Origin of the sequence: Arcticibacter svalbardensis MN12-7, assembly GCF_000403135.1 — a bacterium.
Lineage (GTDB): Bacteria > Bacteroidota > Bacteroidia > Sphingobacteriales > Sphingobacteriaceae > Arcticibacter > Arcticibacter svalbardensis.
Map to the genome: position 1 here is coordinate 1 of NZ_AQPN01000022.1, position 21,768 is coordinate 21,768.

Genomic DNA, 21,768 nt, shown 5'->3' on the forward strand with positions numbered 1-21,768 from the left:
GACCTTGGGATGTTTAAGGATCGTTTGACAGCATCTTTTGATGTCTATCAAAGAGAGACCACCGACATGATCACTGCGGGTCCCACCCTTCCTTCTGTTTTCGGGGCCTCATCACCCAATCAAAATGCTGCTGATTTGATAACCACAGGTTTTGACCTTTCTGTACGTTGGAACAACAATGGACAATTGGCTGGTAAGCAGATTTCTTATGATATTGGTGTAGTACTTTCAGATTATACCTCCAGGATCACAAAATTCAACAACCCAAATAAATTGCTGTCTAATTATTATGTTGGTCAAAAAGTAGGAGAAATATGGGGATATAGTCTAGATGGATATTTCACCTCTGATGAAGAGGCTAAAAATTGGCCAATTAATCAATCTTTTGTAAATAGTACCATTATAAGATCACCCGGTGAATGGAGCACCCTTCACGCTGGTGATATCAAATTCAAAGATTTGAATGGTGATAATATTATAAATAATGGCAAAAACACAGTAGATGATCATGGTGATTTAAAAGTAATTGGAAATAAATTGCCAAGATACTCTTATGGTATCAATGGATCTGTAAGATGGGCTGGTTTCGATTTATCATTATTCTTACAGGGTGTTGGTAGGCAAGACTGGTATCCGGGTAATAATGCTGATAAATTCTGGGGATTTTATTCCCGTCCCTATTTTTCCTACATCCCAAAAGATTTTGAAAGTCAAATCTGGTCGCCTGAAAATCCTAACGCTTATTTCCCACTATTGCGTGGATACACTGCTCTTAATAGTGGTAGTGAGTTAAATAGTCCGAATGACAAATACATTCAAAACCTTTCTTATTTGAGGTTAAAAAATCTAACAATTGGATACAACATCCCACAAACTTTTATTAAGAACTGGAAAAGGAATCAATTCAAAATATTTTTCAGTGGACAGAATTTAATGACGCTTACAAATCTTAACACAAAGTACATAGATCCAGAGCAGGCCATAGCTGAAGCCAATGGGCGTGTATATCCATTTTTTAAGATCTATTCTTTTGGTCTCAACGTATCATTTTTATAACTATAAAATATAATTAGTGATGAAAAAAATAATCTTGGCAATATTTTTAGCCCTCATTTTTGTTGGATGTAAAACGGACTTTTTAGAAAGAACTCCGCTATCCCAAATCTCACCAGAAAACGCTTTCAATACAGAGAGCGAACTACAATTATATGTTAATTCATTTTATAATAGCTTACCATCAGGTCCAGAAATTTATAGTGAAGATGCGGACAACATCGTAAAAACATCTCTTACTCCTGAGCAAACAGGAAATCGTACCGTTCCTCTCTCTGATGGTGGCTGGATATGGACCGACTTAAGAAATATCAATTATTTTTTGTCAAACTATACAAAAGGTGGCCTTAGTCCAGCTGTGACAAATAAATATGTAGGGGTAGCAAAGTTTTTTAGAGCCTACTTTTATTTTAACAAAATGATAAGGTTTGGAGATGTCCCTTGGTATTCAAAAGTAATTGAATCAAATGACATTGAAAACTTAACAAAAGCTAGAGATCCTAGACAATTAGTTATCGATTCTGTTATTGCTGACCTCGATTTTGCTATTGCAAATTGCAATACAACTGTTAGGAGTGACCAAGTCACCAAATGGACTGCTCTTGCATTAAAATCAAGAATTTGCTTGTTTGAAGGGTCTTTTAGGAAATATCATCCGGAGTTCAACCTGCCGGATGCAGATCTATTTTGGAAAAAAAGCGCTGATGCTTCAAAAGAATTAATGAGCGCTGAAAGTTATGGCTTATATGTTAGTACTCCTGATAAGTCATACGGAGAATTGTTTTCCTCTACTTCTGCGATCCCTAGAGAGATCATTCTAGCCAAAAAATTTAGTACAGAACTTCAGGTATTTCACAATGTAAATGATTATACAATTACGGCGACACAGGGAAAACCAGGTCTGGAAAAAAGTCTAGTGAACAGCTACTTAAATAAGGATGGAAGCAGGTTCACTGATGTAACAAATTATCAAACACTTCAATTTTATGATGAAGTTCAAAATAGAGACCCACGATTGTCACAGACCATACGAACACCGGGTTATACCAGAATTGGAGATAACGTGGTGAAGGTTCCAGAATTTGGATCTTCTGTTACTGGTTATCAATTAACCAAATTTGTTACAGGAAATGGAGGCGATGGAGCCAACCACTCTAACAATGACCTTCCTTTGTTGCGCTATGCAGAGGTACTTTTAAATTATGCTGAAGCAAAGGCCGAATTGAATGAATTGACTCAAAATGATATAAACATATCAATTAAATTACTTAGGGATAGAGTAGGTATGCCTAATTTGATTTTGGAGACGGCAAACAATACTCCTGACCCATATTTGGGCAACATATACAACAATGTGACTGGAGCAAATAAAGGTATTATACTAGAAATTCGTAGGGAGCGTAGGATTGAGCTGGTAATGGAGGGTTTTAGATGGAACGACATCTATAGATGGAAACTGGGTCGCTTAGTTACAAATCCATTCAAAGGTATGTATTTTCCCGGTCTTGGCCAATATGACTTGGATAGAAATGGAACAATAGATTTAGTAATTTATGAGGGCACTAAACCCGGAGGCAATGGACCTACTTACCTCAAATTAGGGAGTGAGATTGATTTAGAAAATGGCAATAATGGTGGCAATGTGGTGGTAAATAAAAATATCATTAAAAAATTCAATGAAGATCGGGATTATCTATTTCCATTACCTAGCCAAGAGATCTTATTAAATCCAAATTTGTCACAAAACAATCTTTGGACACCCTGATCTAAATTTATTATTCATCTTTAATCAGTAAATAATGATCCTTTATATTAAAAAAAACAGGCTTTACATATTCATACTATGTGTATTTTTTATTTCGCTACGAAATGCTAATGCAAACTCCAAGCTAGGTCTCCTCACTTTTGCTGTTGTAACAGATACGCATATTGGGAAGCCTGGCAATACAGAAGGGCTAATAAAAATTATTAACGACATTAATCAGCGATCAGAAATCAATTTTGTAGTTTTAACAGGAGACATCACCGATTTCGGTTTAATGCCTCAACTTTTGGAAGCAAAACGCATCTTAGATAAATTGAATAAGCCATACTATATCATTCCCGGAAACCATGATACTGCATGGTCGGGCAATGGAGGCCTATCCTTTATAAAGATTTTTGGTAGCGATAAATTTCTTGTGGACTACAAAGGCTACCAACTAATCGGTATAAACACAGGTCCATATATCAGACATGCTGGAGGCTTCGTGACTGACAAGCAACTTAAATGGCTTGATAGTGTGGTTAACGTAATCCCAAAAAACAAACCAGTTTTAATGTTCAGCCACATGCCATTTTTAGAAGACAATGTAAACAATTGTTCCTTAGTATTAGAGCGATTGGACCAGATGAATACATTAGTAACTTTTTGCGGGCATGGCCATAGTAACAAAATATTTGATTATGGAGGTCTTTATGGTATAATGACTGTTACTGCCCAAAAAAGAAATGGGATCACGGGATATAATATCTACAGATTGAATAGCGATTCGTTGGAAGTCAAATTGATAGATCCAGACTCACAGAAAGATTCTGTGTGGAAAAATCTGGAAGTTTCAGGAAATAGACATTTTGCATTTCACAAAACACCTATTCCGCTTGACACTTTAGAATTCAACAAAAAAAATCCACTATGGACTTTCCATTCTACAGGTAATATTGCTTCAACACCAGCTATATTAAAGGATTGTTTTTTTGTTGGTGATTTAAACGGAGAATTCAAATCTCATAATTTAAAAGATGGTAAAGTAAATTGGTCTTTTAAAACAACGCAAGCTATTTATTCTTCACCAGTGAGTTTTGAAAATAGTATTATTTTCGGTTCGGCAGACAGCAACATTTATTGTTTGAATGCGAAAAACGGCAAATTAATTTGGAAAATGAAGGTAGGTGATGCTGTTGTTGCTTCCCCAATTGTAAAAGATAATAAACTATACATTGGTGCAAGTGATCTCCACTATAGGTGCATAGATCCAAAAAAAGGGACTCTTCTATGGAAATCTCCGCAATTGGCTGGTTTCCCACCGGGCAAGCCCTCTATTGAAAACGGAAAAATCCTTTTTGGTACCTGGAACAGAGTATTATATGCTTTAAATATTAAAAACGGGCAGATCGCTTGGGAATGGCTAAATGAGTCAAAAAACCATTATTACTCTCCTGCAATCAGTACTCCAGCAATTTCCAAAAACAGAGTTTATGTGGTTGCCCCTGATGAAATGATACATATATTAGACTTAGCCACAGGTAAATTAATTTCTAAAATAGAAGGTCATCGTGTTAGAGAATCAATTGGGGTAGATAAAACTAACAATTTATTAATTGCAAAAACTATGAAGGATTCTGTGATTGTATGGGATATAAAAGATGATAAGCCAAAGATATTTTTTAAAATAAATGCAAAATTCAATGTCGACTATACGTTTTCTGACGTAAGTGTGCATAATAATATTGCAACCTTCGGTACAACATTTGGAAGAGTTTATGGGATAGATCTTACCAACAAAAAAATTAAATGGCAATCCAAAATAAGCAACGGTATGGTAAACTCACCCATATCGTTACCTAATGATAGGCTTTTAGTTACAGCTGTAGACGGAGGTATTTTCCTGTATGGTATTAAACCGAATTAAGATTTATAAATTCGGTTTAGAAGAAGTGAAATTTCATGTTTATAGCTAAGTGCTATTTTAAACATGAGGAAAGTATCTAAGAAAAACTCTAAAATTAAAACCCCTGTAATAATAAAACTACAGGGGTTTTGAATTTAATCGTACTCACTACGGAAGTTAGATCAATCCAGTTTATTGAGGATTTAAAGAAGATTGCTTATTTAGATCTTGAGATAAAAGAGTTTTCGAAATCCCGTTTTTAGGTCGATTGGCATTATCAAATTTTAAATAAATGAATTGATAATGTGGGTTTAAATGAGTTCCAGCTTGTTAAAATTTGGTAATAATGATTCTTCATGATTTAGGCATATTTCAAGAAATGAAATTTAATTTCAGTAATTAAAATATTATATTTGTATATGGTTATCATTTCAAAAGCCGTATTGCGTGATTTTTACCGGGTACATGCCGATGCAGAAACGCAATTGGAAAATTGGTATGAGCTGGCGAAAAATGCGGATTGGAAGAACTTCAATGAAATGAGAAACACATTTAACAGTGTGGATGCGGTGGGCAATGATCAGTATGTGTTTAATGTTAAAGGCAATTCCTACCGGCTGATCGCGCTGATCATATTTAAAGTAAGAACGGTATTTATATTGTTTATTGGTACCCATGCGGAATATAATAAGATTGAGGCTGGTACGGTAATATTTAAAAAATAAAATGGCTATGGACTATGCAATAAATTCTGAAAAGCATTATCACGAGACGATGGTTCAGATCTATGATCTGATGAACAAAGACGAGGAAAACCTCACTGAGGCGGATGTAAAAAAGTTGACGGCAATGACAAGCGCCGCAGAAAGATTTGAAGATGAAGTGCTGGAACTGAAACCTACAAGACAGCCCAACTCCTTACCTGAAGTAATTGAACTTTTTATGTTTGAAAATAAGCTTTCACAGGCCAGACTTGCCGATGAATTAGGTATTGGCAAGCCCAAGCTTTCGCAGATACTAACCGGCAAGCGTAAGCCGGACGTACCTTTCTTAAAAGCAGTTTACAATAAGCTAAGACTTGACCCAAAGTTCATTATGGATCATATTTAACCCTACTTACTCCGAGCTTGGCTAATCTACGCTTGAAGAAGAGTTTGAAAGAGCGTCATGCTGCCTAGTCTTCCAAATCGCTATTGCCTGAAACTTTCTTCCACTCCTCAAATTTAGCAAAGCGGTTTTTATAGTAACTATAGGTCTAGAACCATTACCTCATAAACCAAAAGCGTGGGACACATTCATCACAATTAGTTTATTTTAAACACATTACGCCTAAAAATCATTAACATCATCCTATGAAGCACAATGCGATCAGGAATATAATTTCATAAAACCACAAATGCAAGTCTCTTTCATCGGTCTAAATATATTCAAGTAAGTAATTCTTGTTTAATGTAATACCAAATCACAACTGTATATCCAAAGTAAGATTCATGATAGAGTTAAGAAGCCAATGACTCTTAATCACTGGGTCAACATTTCGAGGCTCTTCCAAGTCACTTGAGCGCAGTTTTCGTCAGGATTCACACATTTTTTTGTCTAATTTAACGCAGACCCGTCACAAATACGTCACAACAATTCTAGGTGATAGATAAGAAATCCCTAGTAACAGTCATTGAAAATCGTATAGTATTCTACATTAGCTTATCGTTACAGATATCATATTCATAATTTTATCAAACTGGATACTTCGTTGATTAATTGAACTACTGAACTTCACCTACATTAATATAATTCTTTACACCTCTATTCGAATAGGGCTTGACTTTTAAACATTCAGATTATTTCTCACACACCCTACTACCACCTTACTAACCGTTTATAAATTCCCCGCCTAAATTGCCCTTTGAAATTTAAAGGATAGTCCCTATGCTCAAACCAAAGCGTTCTGTAACCCCAGAAAAAGCAATAGAAATCCTTAAAAAACATGGAACAATTATTTCAAAAGAAGAGGCAGAGAAGATATTGCAAATCATGTACGATCTTGCTAAATTAGTTGTAGAAGAACAACTTAGATTGAAGAAACAACTTTAACTCGCTCTTTGATAAAATTAATATCAAACTATGAAAACTGCAGATCTATATATCCGGGTAAGTACAGACGAACAAGCAGATAAAGGCTACTCCCAAAGAGACCAAGATGAACGAATTAGAACCTATTGTGAAAAGAAAAACATACAATTAAGAAAAGTAGTCTTCGAAGACTACTCAGCCAAAACTTTTAACCGTCCGGAATGGACTAAACTATTCGCAGACTGGAAAAAAACTAAAGGAAAACAAACCGACTATGTGATATTTACAAAATGGGATAGATTCAGCAGAAACACCGCTGATGCTTATACCATGATCAGGACCTTAAAAACTCTGAATATAGAACCCATAGCAATAGACCAACCTCTCGACCTATCCGTCCCTGAAAGCAAAATGATCCTGGCAGTCTACCTTTCCACACCCGAAGTAGAAAACGACCGCAGAGCATTAAATGTATTTTATGGTTTACGCAGAGCGAAAAAAGAAGGACGCTGGATGGGAATGGCTCTACCTGGTTATATTAACCGGACCAGGGAAAATGGCACTAAATATATAGCCATTCACGAACCCGAAGCTTCACACATGAAATGGGCATTTGAAATGATCGCCAAAAACCAATATGCAATAGAACATATCTGGGCAATGGCAAAAGAAAAAGGACTCCGCTGTACCAGGACTTGCTTCTGGACCGCCATCCGAAATCCATGCTTTTGTGGAAAGATCGTTATTCCCGCTTTTAAAGAGGAAGAGAGGTTTCTGGCTAATGGACTCCATGAGCCTTTAATTTCGGAACGGTTATTTTATGATGTCCAGGACGTTCTTGACAACAAAAGAAGAAAAATAGGACAAGTAGTGCAAACAGATAACCTTCCCTTACGCGGATTTCTTATCTGCCCCGCCTGCAACAAACAACTTACAGGAAGCGCATCTAAAGGCCGCAATACCTATCATTACTACTACCATTGCAAATACCCATGCAAGGTTAGGTTTAATGCCAGGGAAGTAAATGAAACCTTTAAAAATGACCTCAGGAAAATCGTTCCCAAACCTGGTATGGCAGAACTTTTCAAAGCAGTCATTTGCGATGCCAACAGCGACAATGCACAATTACTTCAGCTGGAACGTAAAAAGACAATAGTAGAAATTACAGCCCAAAACAACCGGATCACAAAAGCTAGAGAATTACTTTTAACGGATGCTATTGAGAGTGCTGAATATAAATACATCAAAGCTGAATGTGAAAATAAAATCCTCCGGCTCGAAGCAAAATTGAAAGAATCTAATGATACGCTTTCCCTCGATATTGATTTAAACGACCTTGTCGATAAATCAGTGTTTAACCTCAAAAACCTCGTTTATTTATACCAAAACGCCGATTTAGCAGGAAAGCAACTGATCACCGGTTCGATCTATGCCCCAAAATGGGTAATTTCCAAAACGGGAGATCGAACCGCTCCGCTCAACGAAGTTGCCTCGCTTATCTACTTAATAAACAACAAGTTAGGACATAAAAAAACCGGAGAAAAAACTATTTCTAGTTTTTTCTCCGGTCAAGTACCCAGCGCCGGAGTCGAACCGGCACGGTTTCCCACAGGTGTTTGAGACCAGCGCGTCTACCAATTCCGCCAGCTGGGCATTGCTTGTTAGCGGCTGCAAATCTATCTATTCTAACCCATATTTGCAACAAATATCGAGAATTGTCTGACAGCCCTGACAGCCAGCAAATTACCTTATTTAATTACATATTTAAAAATGTCATTCCCTAATACGAACACCATTAAAGCCACAATAATAACAAAACCGACCAGTTGAGCCCGTTCCATAAACTTATCACTCAGCGGACTTCCCTTTACCATTTCCACAAGCAGAAACAACGAATGCCCCCCGTCCAATGCCGGAATAGGTAATAAATTCATTAAAGCCAACGCCATAGAAAGCAACCCTACCAGAGTCCAGAACCTAATCCAGTCAACTGTTCCACCAAACATATTCGCAATCCCTACAGGGCCTGTAAATGCTTTCTGGGCGTTTACTTTACCGGTTACAACCTTTCCTATCCCCTTGGCGTTATCAGTGAACAATCCCCATGCCTTTGAAGCTCCTATAGGAAGCGATGCAAAAAGGCCATGTTTTAAACTTTCAGTAGGAAGATTCGCATCTAGCGATATACCAATTAAGCCCTCCTCGTTTACTACAGGGGTTAATGTAAGCACCTGGCTATTGCGCCAAACATTAATATTTACCTTATTCCCCTTATTAACCTGCATCTGACCTTGAAACTCATCAAAATAAGTAATCAGTTTACTGTTAACACTAAGAATACTATCTCCCTTTTCAAATCCGGCAGCTCCTGCGTTACTGTTAGGCGTCACCTCATTTACCCTACTTATCGTAGTCCTTGGCTGAATAAATTCAGCAATACCGTAGTCTGCTACCTGATCAAGAATGTTTCCCGGAACGTGAATTTCCTTAGTCTGCGATCCTCTTATTACAGTAAGATCTCCGCCTCCTAGTAATACTTTCGAACTGGTTAATTCCTCAAAACGAACTACTTTAGCTCCATTAACAGCTTCAATTCGATCCCCCGTTTCCAAGCCTATTGATTTTCCAATCTTACCCGGCACAATTCCACTCACCAATTTATCATTAGGAATGTAGGTCTCACCCAACTTAAAGGTAAGCATCCAGAATATGAACATGCCCAAAACAATATTAACTGTAACACCTGCAAGCATCACTATTAACCGTTGCCAGGCTGGTTTTGAACGAAATTCCCAAGGCTGAGGCTCTCCGGCAAGTTGTTCCGTATCCATCGACTCATCGATCATTCCGGCAATCTTGACATAACCTCCTAAGGGAAGCCATCCCATTCCGTATTCACAACCCTTGTAAGTAAAACTGAATAACTTAAATCCCCATGCATCAAAGAACAGGTAAAACTTTTCCACTTTAATTCCGAAAGCTCGTGCGGCGAAAAAATGCCCTGCTTCGTGAAGTATTATTAATATTGAAAGACCCAGCAAAAGCTGTCCCGTCATAACCAATCCATCCATAGTACTTATAAATTCAATTAGAATATTTCTTTAATAATTTGTTACCAACTGCATGGCAATTTTTCTAGTTTCCTCATCTGTCTCCATAAAATCAGTCAAATTCGGATCACGAATATAGGAAACTTCACTCATACATCTTTCTATCACCTCGCTCATCTCCAAAAACCCAAGCTCATCGTTTAGAAAAGCGCGAACCACAACTTCGTTAGCTGCATTCATGATACAAGGCACATTTCCACCTCTTTCCATGGCTTCAAAGGCGAATCCCAGACTTCTGAATGTACTAAGGTCAGGCTGTTCAAATGTAAGCTGTGCATATTTAATAAAATCAAAACGCGGAAATGTGTTTAATATTCTATCCGGATAACCTAATGCATACTGAATCGGAAGCTTCATATCGGGTAAACCCATTTGTGCTTTCATCGATCCATCCTGAAATTGTGCAATAGAATGAATAACAGATTGAGGATGAATGATCACATCAATTTGCGAAGGCTCAAGATCAAATAGCCACTTGGCTTCAATAACCTCCAGACCTTTATTCATCAGCGTGGCAGAATCAATGGTAATCTTTGCCCCCATGGTCCAGTTTGGATGTTTCAATGCCTCCTTTTTGGTTACTGATGCCAGAAAATCAATCTTCTTTCCCCTGAATGGTCCACCTGATGCGGTAAGATAAATCTTTTCTACTTTATTAGCCGACTCCCCCTGCAAACATTGAAATATAGCAGAATGCTCCGAATCAACAGGAAGAATAGACACTTTATTTTTCTTGGCCAAAGCATTTATCAGCTCACCGGCAACCACTAAGGTTTCTTTATTTGCCAAAGCAATATGTTTACCCGCCTCAATGGCTGCAATGGTCGGGCGCAATCCACAAAAACCCACTACTGCAGTAAGCACTACATCAATAACCGTCAGTTTAACCGATTCAATTAATGCCTCTTCTCCTGCAAATACCTGAATCTCCGTACCTGCTAAAGCTTTTTTTACTTCCCCGTATTTTTGCTCATCTCCGATGACTACCTGAGCCGGATGAAATTCCAAAGCCTGCTCAATGAGTAACCCAGCATTGTTTCCGGCACTTAAAACGGATACTTTAAATAGTTCAGGATGATCTCGGATTACTTCTAATGCCTGAGTTCCTATACTACCAGTAGATCCTAATATCGCTATATGTTTCAATATTAATTTATTTTAAAGAATGTAAGTGGTTAGCTCATCCGCAATATTGCGATCGTTTGATAGTCTGGGTACTTTATTTTGTCCCCCTAATTTCCCCTCTTTCTTCATGTAACTCTGAAAGCTTCCACCACGAAGACTTCGTATTATTAATGGTTGCAAGATATTCCCTTTTATTAAATCAAAATAATAAATGTTCTTCTTTTGCATCACCTGGTCAACCTTTTTGCTAAAACCAGCCAGATCCTTAGGAGGTTTAGCAAACTCGATGAACCATTCATGATAAGGAAGCTCACCTACCGCCGGAGTTACCTGAGGTGCTACCGTAAACTCAACAATTTCCAGTCCCTCATCCAATGCAGCTTCCATTAAAGAACACTCTACCTCTTCTCCTATTACATGTTCCCCAAACGCGGAGATATAATGTTTTATCCTTCCTGTCACCAAGATCCGATATGGGCTTTTTGAAACAAATTTCACCGTATCACCTATACTGTATCCCCAGAGACCTGCATTTGTATTCAAAATCAGTGCATAGTTTACATTCAACTCTACCTCTCCTAAAGATAATCGCGAAGGATTTTCATTATAATACTCTTCTGCAGGGATAAACTCATAAAACATCCCGGCATGAACCTGTAATAACAGTCCCTTCTCCGTTTGCGAATCCTGATAAGCAATAAACCCCTCCGATGCCGGATAAGTTTCAATAGAATCTACTTTACGGCCAATCACATCTTCCATCCGATTTCTATACGGCTCAAAGTTGACCCCTCCATAAACAAAAAGACTAAAGTTCTTAAATATTTCTTTAATTTTCTTGCCCCCTGCTTTGTCGGATAAACGGTCAAAATACATTTGCACCCATGGCGGAATGCCTGATATTAAACGCATATCCTCATGGAAAGTCTCCTCCACAATGGCATCTACTTTCTCTTCCCAATCTTCAATACAATTCGTTTCATAGGAAGGAAGTCTGTTTTTCTGCAGATAGTGTGGTACAAGATGCGCAACAATGCCTGATAATCTTCCTATTAATATCCCATGCTTCTTTGTTAAAACAGGACTTCCCTGCAGAAATATCATCTTTCCATCTATAAAGTCAGTTTTACCTGTTTCATGAATGTAAGTTAACAGCGCATTTCGGGCGGCCTTGATATGCTCAGGCATCGACTCAGCCGTTATGGGTATATATTTCACTCCTGATGTCGTACCCGATGTTTTAGCAAAGTATACTGGCTTTCCTTTCCACATCACATCTTCCTCCCCATTTACAACTCGTTCAATATAAGGACGAAGTGCTTCATAATCACAAATCGGAATATGATGTTTGAAATCTTGATAGGACTTAATGGAAGAAAAATCATGATCCTTACCAAACGCGGTAGATGAAGCATCTTTTACTAAAGCTAACATCACATCCTGCTGAACTTCTACTGCTCTATTTTTCCACTGGTTAATTTGGTAAACGGCAAACGCTGCGAATGGTTTACTGAGAATGGCTTTTAGTCCCATAGCGCAGATTAAATAATATTACCCATAATACCCGGATCTTCCTCTCCCTGGTACTCATTCATCATTTTACGGTAAGCTACAGCTATCGCCACGCTCGAAAGTGGAATAATTAATAAGGCGTTAACCAGGTTAATGAATACAGCAGAAAGCATATCCTTTTCTGAATAAATAACAATATATAGTCCCTGAAATATTGCCAGTAACATGAGTAGCATCAGCAACTTGGTAAAGTTCCCACGGGTAATTGCCATACTAAACCGTATAGATTTAAAAGGGGAACAGGCACTGTCTATGATAAAAAAGGGAAAAAATGAGATTCGGATCCAGGTAAATATAATCCCTAAAACACCCAATGATGTGGCTACCTGGGTTACAATATCCATCGGAATCCGCGCAAATACAAAAGGCATAACAAGCACTATTATAATCCCGTAAACGATTAAAATGCAAAGCACAAAGTAAAACGTAGCAATAAGAAATTTGAAGATTTGCTTAGTTGTTGGAAAAGAATCTTTCACATATACTTCATGATCGGGCTCATCCAATACCTTAAGAATAAATTTAAAAAGTGTGAGCTGAAAGCCGAAATAGGCAAGTATGAAAATTACCATCATGAGAACACTCAACCCAATATTAATTCCACTGATAAATATGGATAATATGCCTGATAAATTAAAAACCAGGAACATGATAAGACACAATCCTAATATTTTAAAATATTGGATTTTAAGTACCTTCCAAGCAATACGGATCACATCATTAACAGCAAATGTGCTCTCCTTTAGAAATTCAATCATGAATGTTTAAGAATTATTTTCTTCCAAAAATCCTGCATAAAACCCAACCCATAAGCTATAAGCTGAATAGAGGCAGAAATTATACTTAAAAACGCCACCTTTGCTGATTTGTTCGCATTCCAGGAATGAAAGAACAATAACAGTATATACAAGGCAATAAAGAAATTACATATACCGGCTACCCTCAGGTTCAGGACGTTTGCAAGTGCTGTAAAAATAACAAATAATGTAGCTATAGCAGGAAAGAAATGAATAAGTTTTAATTGCGAAGGATGATATATGTAAATATTAATCCTTGCTCTTCCAAAAAAGTGGATCTGTTTGTAAAACTGCAGGAAATTTGTCCTGCGCTTATGATAAACCACTGCCTCTGGTATCAAGCCTGTTTTAAACCCAAGCGACTGAATCCGAATACTATACTCAATATCTTCTCCTAATCGTGTTAAAATAAATCCATTCGTTTCTTCCCAAACTCGACGGGAAATTCCCATATTAAAACTCCTTGGATGAAAGGAACCTCCTATTCGCTTTTTGTTTCCCCTGATCCCCCCAGTAGTAAAGGGTGAAGTCATCGAATAACTAATTGCTTTTTGTATGGCCGTAAAGGATATATGTGCTGCATCCGGACCTCCATAAGCATCGAGCTGATGCTTCAGAAGATAAGCTGATACAATTTCTAAATAATCACCTGGAATTAAACAATCTGAGTCAAATATCACAAAGTAATCACCCCTAGCCCTCGCAAATGCATAATTACGCGTAAATCCCTGCCCCTCGTTTTCTTTTACATAATAATGGAGGTCCAGCTTATCTTCATACTCCTTAATAACATGCCGGGCATCAATCTTCGATCCGTCTTCAATAACTAATACTTCAAACTGTGTATAGGTCTGAAGGGTAAGCGTGTACAACAGCTCATCTAATTCTTGTGGTCTGTTATAAACAGGGATAATTATGGAAAAGAACATCAAACCTCTCTCTCTATTTGGTAATTATTGCGTTCTGATGAATTCCGGGATACCAGTTCAGCTACAAATCCGGTTAAAAATAATTGGAATCCAACTACAATAGCCACCAAAGCAATGAAAAACAAAGGTTGATCCGTCGCATTTCTAAATTTAACACCCATGGAAATATCATACAACTTCTCCCCTATCAGCCATATTGAAATTACCGTACCCGTAAAAAAGCTGAGTACTCCCATCGAACCAAAAAAGTGCATGGGCCTTTTACTGAATTTTCCTACAAATAGAATCGACAATAAATCTAAAAATCCATTTATAAATCGACTTAATCCAAATTTTGTTGTACCATATTTCCTTGGATAATGCTCTACTACTTGTTCATCAATTTTTTTAAAGCCTGCCCATTTTGCCAAAACAGGTATATAACGATGCATCTCGCCATATACTTCAATATTCTTGATTACATCTCTCCGGTACGCTTTTAATCCACAATTAAAATCGTGTAAGTTATGAATGCCGGACATTCTTCGGGTAGCCGAATTAAATAACTTAGTCGGGAGGGTTTTGGTAAAAGGATCATGCCTTTTCTTCTTCCAACCGGAGATCAGGTCATATTTCTCATCCATAATCCGGCTATATAAAAGTGGAATTTCATCCGGACTATCCTGAAGATCGGCATCCATGGTAATTACGACATTGCCCTGCGCAGCTTCAAACCCTACATTCAGAGCAGCAGATTTACCATAATTACGTCTGAACTTAATACCCCTCAACTGAGGAGTCTGTTTTTTAAGTTCTTCTATTACTTCCCATGAACGGTCTGTACTTCCATCATCTATCAAGATGATTTCAAAACTGAAATTATGAGCTTCCATAACCCTGCAATTCCATTCCACCAGTTCAGGCAATGATTCATCTTCGTTAAATAAGGGTATAACTACAGATATATCTATTTTTGAGTTTGACATATTTATTCGTCCCCCGCCTTGAAATACACAGGAGGTTCTCTTTTAAAAATTGCAGCAAATACTAATGCAGCTACAAAGATAATAATGACAGCTTGCAAATAGCCCATTATAACATCACCAATCTTTAAATCCGGACTTTCAGCAAACCCTGCATTTACTTTATCTACAGCTGCATCTATTTCAACTTGATCCGCACCTTGTTTTTCTAAAAACGATGAAGTCACCCGGATTAAATTCTCTTTCGTATGCACCTTTATACCAGGTCCCGCTGCTTTTAAGTAAGCAATACTCCCGGATGTTGAAACGAAATAAGCAACAAGAAACAAGATAAATATACCTGTAGTTGCCTGACGCAAATCCCAATATCCGTTTATTTTTTTTCTTAAACTAAAAATCAATACTACTGCCGCTACGAGCGGCAGTAGTATTGAAAAAACGACAGGTGTTCCTACCACAACGGCCAGATTCGAAGTGCTTGACATTAAATAAAAAGAAATAATGCCAGCCAGTATCATCACCATACCGAGTATAAGACCATAAATAGCCCCCGTTTTTTTTAACTTTTTCTGATCTAATTCTATCTCAGCCACTAGTCTGCTTCATTAAAAGCGATCAATAATGAATATACCGGAGCATCAAATGCAGCATCATCACTATATATAACTACAGTCTCCACATCATCTTCTTCTGGATTAGTCTCGAAAAAGAAACTCATTATTGGATAAAATAAATCCACAAGTTCTGAATCTTCTGGAAGAGTTGCAGCAACTTTACTTATTTCTTCAATACTGCTTTCCATCAAGATCTGGTTAGAAATCATTTCTTCATAGATCCGATGTTCATCCTGAAATTCATCTTCATCAACCAATAAAAACTCTTTCAAGAAGTCTTCCAGATCGGGTTGAATATCTTCGTCTTCACACTCCTGAATGTACAACAATACATTTAAAAGTTCTGTACCGCGATCAATGGTCTCATTTTCAATCTCTTCCCATTCTGGAGTTTCCAGATAATCATCTGCCAGTTTATGGACGTCTTCTGAAAAGAAGTTTACCATGAGTAAGTCAAAAAACACTTCCCTCAAATTCTCCAATGCGGGTTCGTCATCAAACGTTGCGTCTAAATCAGCAACCTTATCCATGAAGCCTTTATCAGATTCGAATACAGAATTAACCTTGTCCTCAAACTCAGCAATTGATTTTCCTGTAATTTTCTCAAATTGTTCTAACGCGGCAACTATTGCCTTCTCGATCTGTCTGTCCATAGTATTTATTGTTGATAATAAAACTGTTTTTTATTACACACTGCCAGCACCTTCCCTTTTAGTTTATGATTAATAAAAGGCGAATTAGCTGATTTAGATTTATTTGTTGATGCCTCGAATGTCCACTCTTCTTCCGGATTGAACAACACCAGGTTCACCTCATCACCTTTTTCAAATCCCGGTATAGGAAGATGAAGGATCTGACGCGGATTGATGGCCATCTTCTCCACGATTAATGCAGGTGATAATCCTGCTTTTAATGCTAAAGGTAGAGCGGTTTGTAATCCAATGATTCCAAAAGAGGCTATTTCGAATTCTACATCTTTAAACTCAATTTCATGTGGGGTATGTTGCGAAACGATTGCATCAATTGTACCATCCTTGAGTCCCGCAATCAATGCATCGACATCATTTTGTGTTCTTAAAGGTGGCCTGACTTTATATTGGGTATCAAAACCTGATAATGCTTCATCTGTCAGCACCAAATGATGCACAGCCACATCACAGGTTACCTGTATGCCTTTCTCTTTCGCTTTGCGAATCAGTTCGACACTCCCGGCACAGGATATCGTACTAAAATGAATTTTAGATTCATTGTATTCGGCCAAATACAGATCCCGTGAAATCGAAACTTCTTCTGCCAAATTAGGAATTCCCTTCATCCCCAGATAAGTGCTCACAATGCCTTCATTCATTTTGCCCTTTCCTGCTATAGAGGTATCCTCAGGATAAGAAAAGATAAGTCCGCCAAACCCCTTTACATATAATAAGGCCCTGCTCATCAGTCCTGAATCATTGATCGGACTTGTACCATCCGTAAATGCGATTGCCCCGGCAAGCTTCATATCATAAAGTTCAGCCAGATCTTTACCCGCCCTGTTATAACTGATGCATCCTAACGGATATACATCTGTCAAATAACTACTCGTCCGATTTAATATATACGATACACCTGCTTTAGAGTGAACAGGAGGTTCTGTAGCGGGTTGTAAAGCGATACCAGTAAATCCTCCGGCTACGGCAGTCTGTGTACCACTTATTAAATCTTCGCATGTTTCATTTCCGGGTTCACCGAAATTCGCATTCAGGTCAAAAAAGCCAGTTGAGATAAAACAACCTTCCGCGTTTATAATTTCTAAATCATCACCGTTTACATCTATAGTTTGGGCTATATCTTCAATCTTTCCATCCAATATCAGTAGATCCACAACTTGATTATGAAATTTAGATTCCGGATGAATAAGAGTGGCTGAGCGAAAGAGTAGTTTATTCATTTGATCATTAATCTTTTATGTTCATCTGCCTGTAATACCGCAGAAGAAGGATTTCCGCAGCAACGGAAACCAGCGATAAAATTAGACAAAGTTTCCACAACTGCACACCAAAATTTACTGCTTTTATTTCCGACGACAAAGATTTCGTTCCTGGTTCGAATAATTTAAACGATTCGCTCTTGAAAATTTTCTTTAGTTCAGTATCATTCAGGTAACTTAAATCTGATTCTGAACGATTATCATTGAATGCAACTTTTGCGAGTAAACTATCTCCATTTGTGAGTTTATAGATCCCTGATTTCATACCCTGATCTGAAATGAACATCCTTCTGCCTGTTTCTGTTTTTCTAAAATCAGGGATGATTTCCTTGTCCTTATTATTTAACCGCAGAATCGGATTTGCATCAAGTCCTGTTTGATTGATCTCCATATACAAATCTTTTCCAGGTGTATAAGATAAAGCCTGATCCTTTAAACTGTTGAAAGCGAATTGAAACATAATAGGAACAAATAAAGAATGCCTGACCAGATTGCTGCTTTTTTCATTTAACGCCACAGCAGATAAGTACACCCTTCCCTGTCGTACTTTATATTGCGACAAAAAAGGAATCTGATCTTCCAATTCCAGCAGATTCCTGCCATTACCCGGATAACGAATATATGCCAAAGCAAATGGAAGACTTATATTTCGCGGTAACGATTTAAAGACCCCCTTAAATAGTGGATTTTTCATATCAATCTTATTCACTTTCCTGCGGGAGCTGATCACCTCTAAAGGTCGACTAATGCCTAATGCAGTGGTCAATGTCTGCAAACCCGTTAGTTTATTTGTTTCAGAAGGGAAAACTACTAAATCACCCCCATTCCTTACATACTGACTAAGTTGCTGAGCCAATCCTACCGTCATCTCTTCTACTCCGCTAAGTATAATCAAGGGATATTCACTTAACCGGGAATAGTCTACATTAGCCTCTAAAATAGTATTCACATTAAAAAAGGGTTCCGAACCATAAACCGCTTCAATATAAACGTTTGTTTGATGATCATTAATAACAAGCAAGGGGATCTCTTTGCGAACATAAAAACTAAAATAATACTGATCATCAAACGTAATCGGATTATCCGCTATCTCTACCCTACCTTCTTCCCAGCCACCACTGAGTCCGCTAAAACTTAGGGTATCCAAACTAATACCCCTTGCCTCAATGTTCACACTTGCAAATGCCTTTTGCTGTTCATTAACAAGTACTTTTAAAGGAACCTGGTCTGCCTGTGTATCCGAGTTATTTTTCAAACGCACAATTAATTGTTCCACACCACCTGATTTATGTAATGGGGAGAGAAACCAAACCGAATCCACAGAAATATTAGCCTGCTTATTTGCTTTAAGTTGCACAAGCCGAAAAACACTTGCAGGATCCTTTTCAATACTATCCTGATCCCACATATTATTCTGAAAATCGGAAAGCAGGTAGGTAACTGTCGATTGAACGCCCGAACCTTTAAATAGCAGGTTCTGCCTGTTGATGATCTGCTTAAAACTCCGGCTTATGGAACTTATTTTTATCGTATCCACAGCCTCGGTAAAGTCATTCCGGGTCATTAAACGCTTATGGATCCCATCAAAATCATTTGTAATGAGTTGAAACCGATCATTCAGCGCATAAGCCCCCACTATTTCCTTCGCTTTTCGCTTTGCCTCATCTAGTAAAGTACCTTCTCTATTCAGAGCCTCCATACTATATGAATTATCCATGTAGATACTCACTACATTTTGACTGACAACGGAATCTGGTGTCGATGAAGGAATATAGGGACGCGCAAAAGCGAACACCAAGAACACAATAGTCAATACCCTACATAATAAAAGAAGATATCGTTTCAGCTGCCTTGCTCCTGTCGTTTGCTGACTCACCCTCTTCAACAAGGCCACATTAGAAAAATAGACCTTTTTATACTTCCTGAAATTGAATAAATGGATGATCACAGGGATCACTACCATGATAAGCGCAAATAGAAATTCAGGATGGAGAAATCGCATTACTCAAATTTACATAATAATATTACGGATTGGTAGTCCATGAGTTATTCCTTAAATCACTATCCATAAAAAGATTGCCATCTATCCGCAATGACTTGAGTTTTTTATTGGTCTTAATAGCAAGACCTGCCTTTTTCTCATTCGCAAACCAGATCTGTGGTGTTTGATGAATAACTTGATTCGATCCATCCGCGAATTCAAGATACACATCAAAAGGGATGGCAAACCCACCAATATTAGCAATAGATACGGCGTATCCATTCGCGTTTTTCTGAACTGAACTAATAGAGAGATCAATATAATTGCTGGAGAAAAACCAGTTATTCCAGAACCAGTTGAGCGATTTACCCGTAACATTGTTAAATGTATAAAAGAAATCCCAGGGAATAGGATGTTTGCCATTCCATCTATCCATATAAACATGAAGCGACTTTTTAAACACGTCATCACCAAGCAAATCTTTTAATGCCAGATAGGCTAACGACGGTTTCCCGTATGCATTATGCCGATAGCCATCTTTCAGTTCGCTAGAAGGAGTAATAATAGGAATTTGAGAAACAGCTAACTTGTCTGTTGCCCAATGACTCACCCTTCCCTGTCTATACGTTTTATCTACCGCCTTAGGATCTGAAAAGGAACGTCCAATTAAAAGCTCCAGAGTGGTTGCCCAGCCCTCATCCATAAAAGCATACCTGCTTTCATTAACTCCCATATAAAAAGGAAACCAGGAATGCGCAATTTCATGGTCAGTTACCCTTCGTCCTTCCGGACCATCAATTGAGGAATCGTTAACTAACATGGGAAACTCCATATCTGCATTTCCTTCAAACGCCGTCATTTTAGGATAAGGATAAGGCAGGCCCGGAAAGTTGTGCGAATACCAGTTCAAGGCATAACTTCCGTCATGAACAATGCTCCTGAATGCTTTGGCCGTATCTGAATAGGCAGCTTGCATTTCTGCCCGTCGTCCCGTTTTATTATCTACTACCGCACTGGATGCATCCCATAGATAATGATCACTTAATCCAAGGGCTATATCCGAAACATTGGATGCTTCAAAATGCCAAATATTCCTTTCGGCCTGAAGAGTTACTTTATGTTGAAGAAGCTCTTCTTTATTCGCTATGCTAATGGTTGAATCGGCGGTTGCGGCAATCTTCAGTTTTTTTATAATAGCGGACTGCAATACTTGCTCCGGGTTTTTTAAAACTCCTGTCGCCCATACCACATAGTTTGCAGGAACACTTACCTTTAAGCTATATTGATTGAAATCATTGTAAAATTCCTGACCTCCGGTAAACTCTGTTTTATCCCAGCCCAAATAATCATCATAAACGGCAACACGCGGGTAGAAATAACCCAGATAGAATGTGGTAGAGTCTATCATTCCCTCTCTTCCGGCTTGTTTGGAAACGTCATAATGCCAATCAAATTCCAGGTTGATATGCGCTCCCGGCAAAACACTTTTTTTTAGCAAAACATCCACCAATGTGGTATTATTGGTATTGTCCCATAGCCCATCAGTACCATCAATTGAAAAACGATCTATTACAATACCATCTGTCTGGTAATCCATACCCGAACCACCATAACGCGCCGCACCTGGTTTATGCTGATTAAGAATAAGTTTAATAACTAGTTTATTTAATGTATCGGGACTATTATTGGTATAGGAGATCGTTTCTGTCCCTTTTATCAGGCGTGAAGGTGGATCTGCACTAATACTAATAGCATAAGTAGCCGTATTTTGCCAATACTTAACACCAGGCTGCCCATCTCTCGATCTTGTATTTTTAGTATAGGCATCTTTTATATCCCTGGTTTCATTTAATGACTGGGCTTCGAGACTAAATGAGCAAATTGAGATAAAAACACACAATAAACCCGTTAATTTTACAAAATTCGAACTGAAAGGCAT

Annotated in this window: 17 protein-coding genes, 1 tRNA gene and 1 pseudogene; 7 read left to right on the forward strand and 12 right to left on the reverse strand. The window is 38.0% G+C overall.

All coding sequences use genetic code 11. From position 1 onward, the window contains the following. The 7 genes and pseudogenes from ADIARSV_RS21770 to ADIARSV_RS20910 all read left to right on the forward strand — a co-directional run. Positions 1 to 1,056 (forward strand): annotated as a pseudogene (locus tag ADIARSV_RS21770) (SusC/RagA family TonB-linked outer membrane protein); the annotation flags it as partial. A 19-nt stretch (positions 1,057 to 1,075) separates the two neighbouring features. Further along, on the forward strand, positions 1,076 to 2,818 hold the full coding sequence (locus ADIARSV_RS02740; protein ID WP_016193834.1) for a RagB/SusD family nutrient uptake outer membrane protein: 1,743 nt from the start codon (positions 1,076 to 1,078) through the stop codon (positions 2,816 to 2,818). A gap of 34 nt (positions 2,819 to 2,852) precedes the next feature. Further along, positions 2,853 to 4,724 (forward strand): outer membrane protein assembly factor BamB family protein, encoded by a 1,872-nt coding sequence (locus tag ADIARSV_RS02745; RefSeq protein WP_016193835.1) that lies wholly within the window; start codon positions 2,853 to 2,855, stop codon positions 4,722 to 4,724. Between the two features lie 398 nt (positions 4,725 to 5,122). Then, positions 5,123 to 5,428, forward strand: a complete 306-nt coding sequence (locus tag ADIARSV_RS02750; RefSeq protein WP_040298904.1) for a type II toxin-antitoxin system HigB family toxin — start codon at positions 5,123 to 5,125, stop codon at positions 5,426 to 5,428. A 7-nt stretch (positions 5,429 to 5,435) separates the two neighbouring features. Beyond that, on the forward strand, positions 5,436 to 5,813 hold the full coding sequence (locus tag ADIARSV_RS02755; protein WP_040298915.1) for a helix-turn-helix domain-containing protein: 378 nt from the start codon (positions 5,436 to 5,438) through the stop codon (positions 5,811 to 5,813). Positions 5,814 to 6,629: 816 nt separating this feature from the next. After that, positions 6,630 to 6,794, forward strand: coding sequence for a hypothetical protein (locus ADIARSV_RS22070; protein ID WP_016193839.1), 165 nt, complete (start codon positions 6,630 to 6,632; stop codon positions 6,792 to 6,794). A 30-nt stretch (positions 6,795 to 6,824) separates the two neighbouring features. Then, the gene (locus ADIARSV_RS20910) at positions 6,825 to 8,393 is read left to right on the forward strand and encodes a recombinase family protein (RefSeq protein ID WP_083936514.1); all 1,569 of its coding nucleotides are present in this window, start codon (positions 6,825 to 6,827) and stop codon (positions 8,391 to 8,393) included. Here ADIARSV_RS20910 and ADIARSV_RS02765 read toward each other — a convergent pair. The 12 genes from ADIARSV_RS02765 to ADIARSV_RS02820 all read right to left on the reverse strand — a co-directional run bounded on the left by ADIARSV_RS02765 (position 8,347) and on the right by ADIARSV_RS02820 (position 21,768). After that, positions 8,347 to 8,426: transfer RNA gene (locus ADIARSV_RS02765), tRNA-Leu, on the reverse strand. The genes ADIARSV_RS20910 and ADIARSV_RS02765 overlap by 47 nt on opposite strands. Positions 8,427 to 8,521: 95 nt before the next feature. Continuing rightward, positions 8,522 to 9,844, reverse strand: coding sequence for an RIP metalloprotease RseP (gene rseP / locus ADIARSV_RS02770; protein ID WP_016193840.1), 1,323 nt, complete (start codon positions 9,842 to 9,844; stop codon positions 8,522 to 8,524). Positions 9,845 to 9,874: 30 nt separating this feature from the next. Further along, positions 9,875 to 11,029, reverse strand: a complete 1,155-nt coding sequence (locus ADIARSV_RS02775; RefSeq protein WP_016193841.1) for a 1-deoxy-D-xylulose-5-phosphate reductoisomerase — start codon at positions 11,027 to 11,029, stop codon at positions 9,875 to 9,877. 12 nt (positions 11,030 to 11,041) lie between these two features. Then, complete coding sequence (locus ADIARSV_RS02780) at positions 11,042 to 12,541, reverse strand: GH3 auxin-responsive promoter family protein (protein ID WP_016193842.1); 1,500 nt, start codon at positions 12,539 to 12,541, stop codon at positions 11,042 to 11,044. Between the two features lie 8 nt (positions 12,542 to 12,549). Beyond that, entirely contained in the window at positions 12,550 to 13,338 is a 789-nt protein-coding gene (locus ADIARSV_RS02785) for a hypothetical protein (RefSeq protein ID WP_016193843.1), read from the reverse strand. Next, positions 13,335 to 14,306, reverse strand: coding sequence for a glycosyltransferase (locus ADIARSV_RS02790; RefSeq protein WP_016193844.1), 972 nt, complete (start codon positions 14,304 to 14,306; stop codon positions 13,335 to 13,337). Before ADIARSV_RS02790 ends, ADIARSV_RS02785 begins: the two co-directional genes overlap by 4 nt. Then, positions 14,306 to 15,256 carry a glycosyltransferase family 2 protein gene (locus ADIARSV_RS02795; protein ID WP_040298917.1) on the reverse strand — a complete coding sequence of 317 codons (951 nt, stop codon included), beginning with the start codon at positions 15,254 to 15,256 and terminating at the stop codon, positions 14,306 to 14,308. Before ADIARSV_RS02795 ends, ADIARSV_RS02790 begins: the two co-directional genes overlap by 1 nt. 17 nt (positions 15,257 to 15,273) lie before the next feature. Continuing rightward, complete coding sequence (locus ADIARSV_RS02800; protein WP_016193846.1) at positions 15,274 to 15,861, reverse strand: DUF4199 domain-containing protein; 588 nt, start codon at positions 15,859 to 15,861, stop codon at positions 15,274 to 15,276. Next, complete coding sequence (locus ADIARSV_RS02805; protein WP_016193847.1) at positions 15,861 to 16,535, reverse strand: hypothetical protein; 675 nt, start codon at positions 16,533 to 16,535, stop codon at positions 15,861 to 15,863. Before ADIARSV_RS02805 ends, ADIARSV_RS02800 begins: the two co-directional genes overlap by 1 nt. A gap of 5 nt (positions 16,536 to 16,540) precedes the next feature. Beyond that, entirely contained in the window at positions 16,541 to 17,809 is a 1,269-nt protein-coding gene (locus ADIARSV_RS02810) for a dihydroorotase (RefSeq protein WP_016193848.1), read from the reverse strand. A 7-nt stretch (positions 17,810 to 17,816) separates the two neighbouring features. Beyond that, the gene (locus ADIARSV_RS02815; RefSeq protein ID WP_040298906.1) at positions 17,817 to 19,850 is read right to left on the reverse strand and encodes a BatA domain-containing protein; all 2,034 of its coding nucleotides are present in this window, start codon (positions 19,848 to 19,850) and stop codon (positions 17,817 to 17,819) included. 22 nt (positions 19,851 to 19,872) lie between these two features. Beyond that, positions 19,873 to 21,768 carry a M1 family metallopeptidase gene (locus tag ADIARSV_RS02820; protein WP_152439749.1) on the reverse strand — a complete coding sequence of 632 codons (1,896 nt, stop codon included), beginning with the start codon at positions 21,766 to 21,768 and terminating at the stop codon, positions 19,873 to 19,875.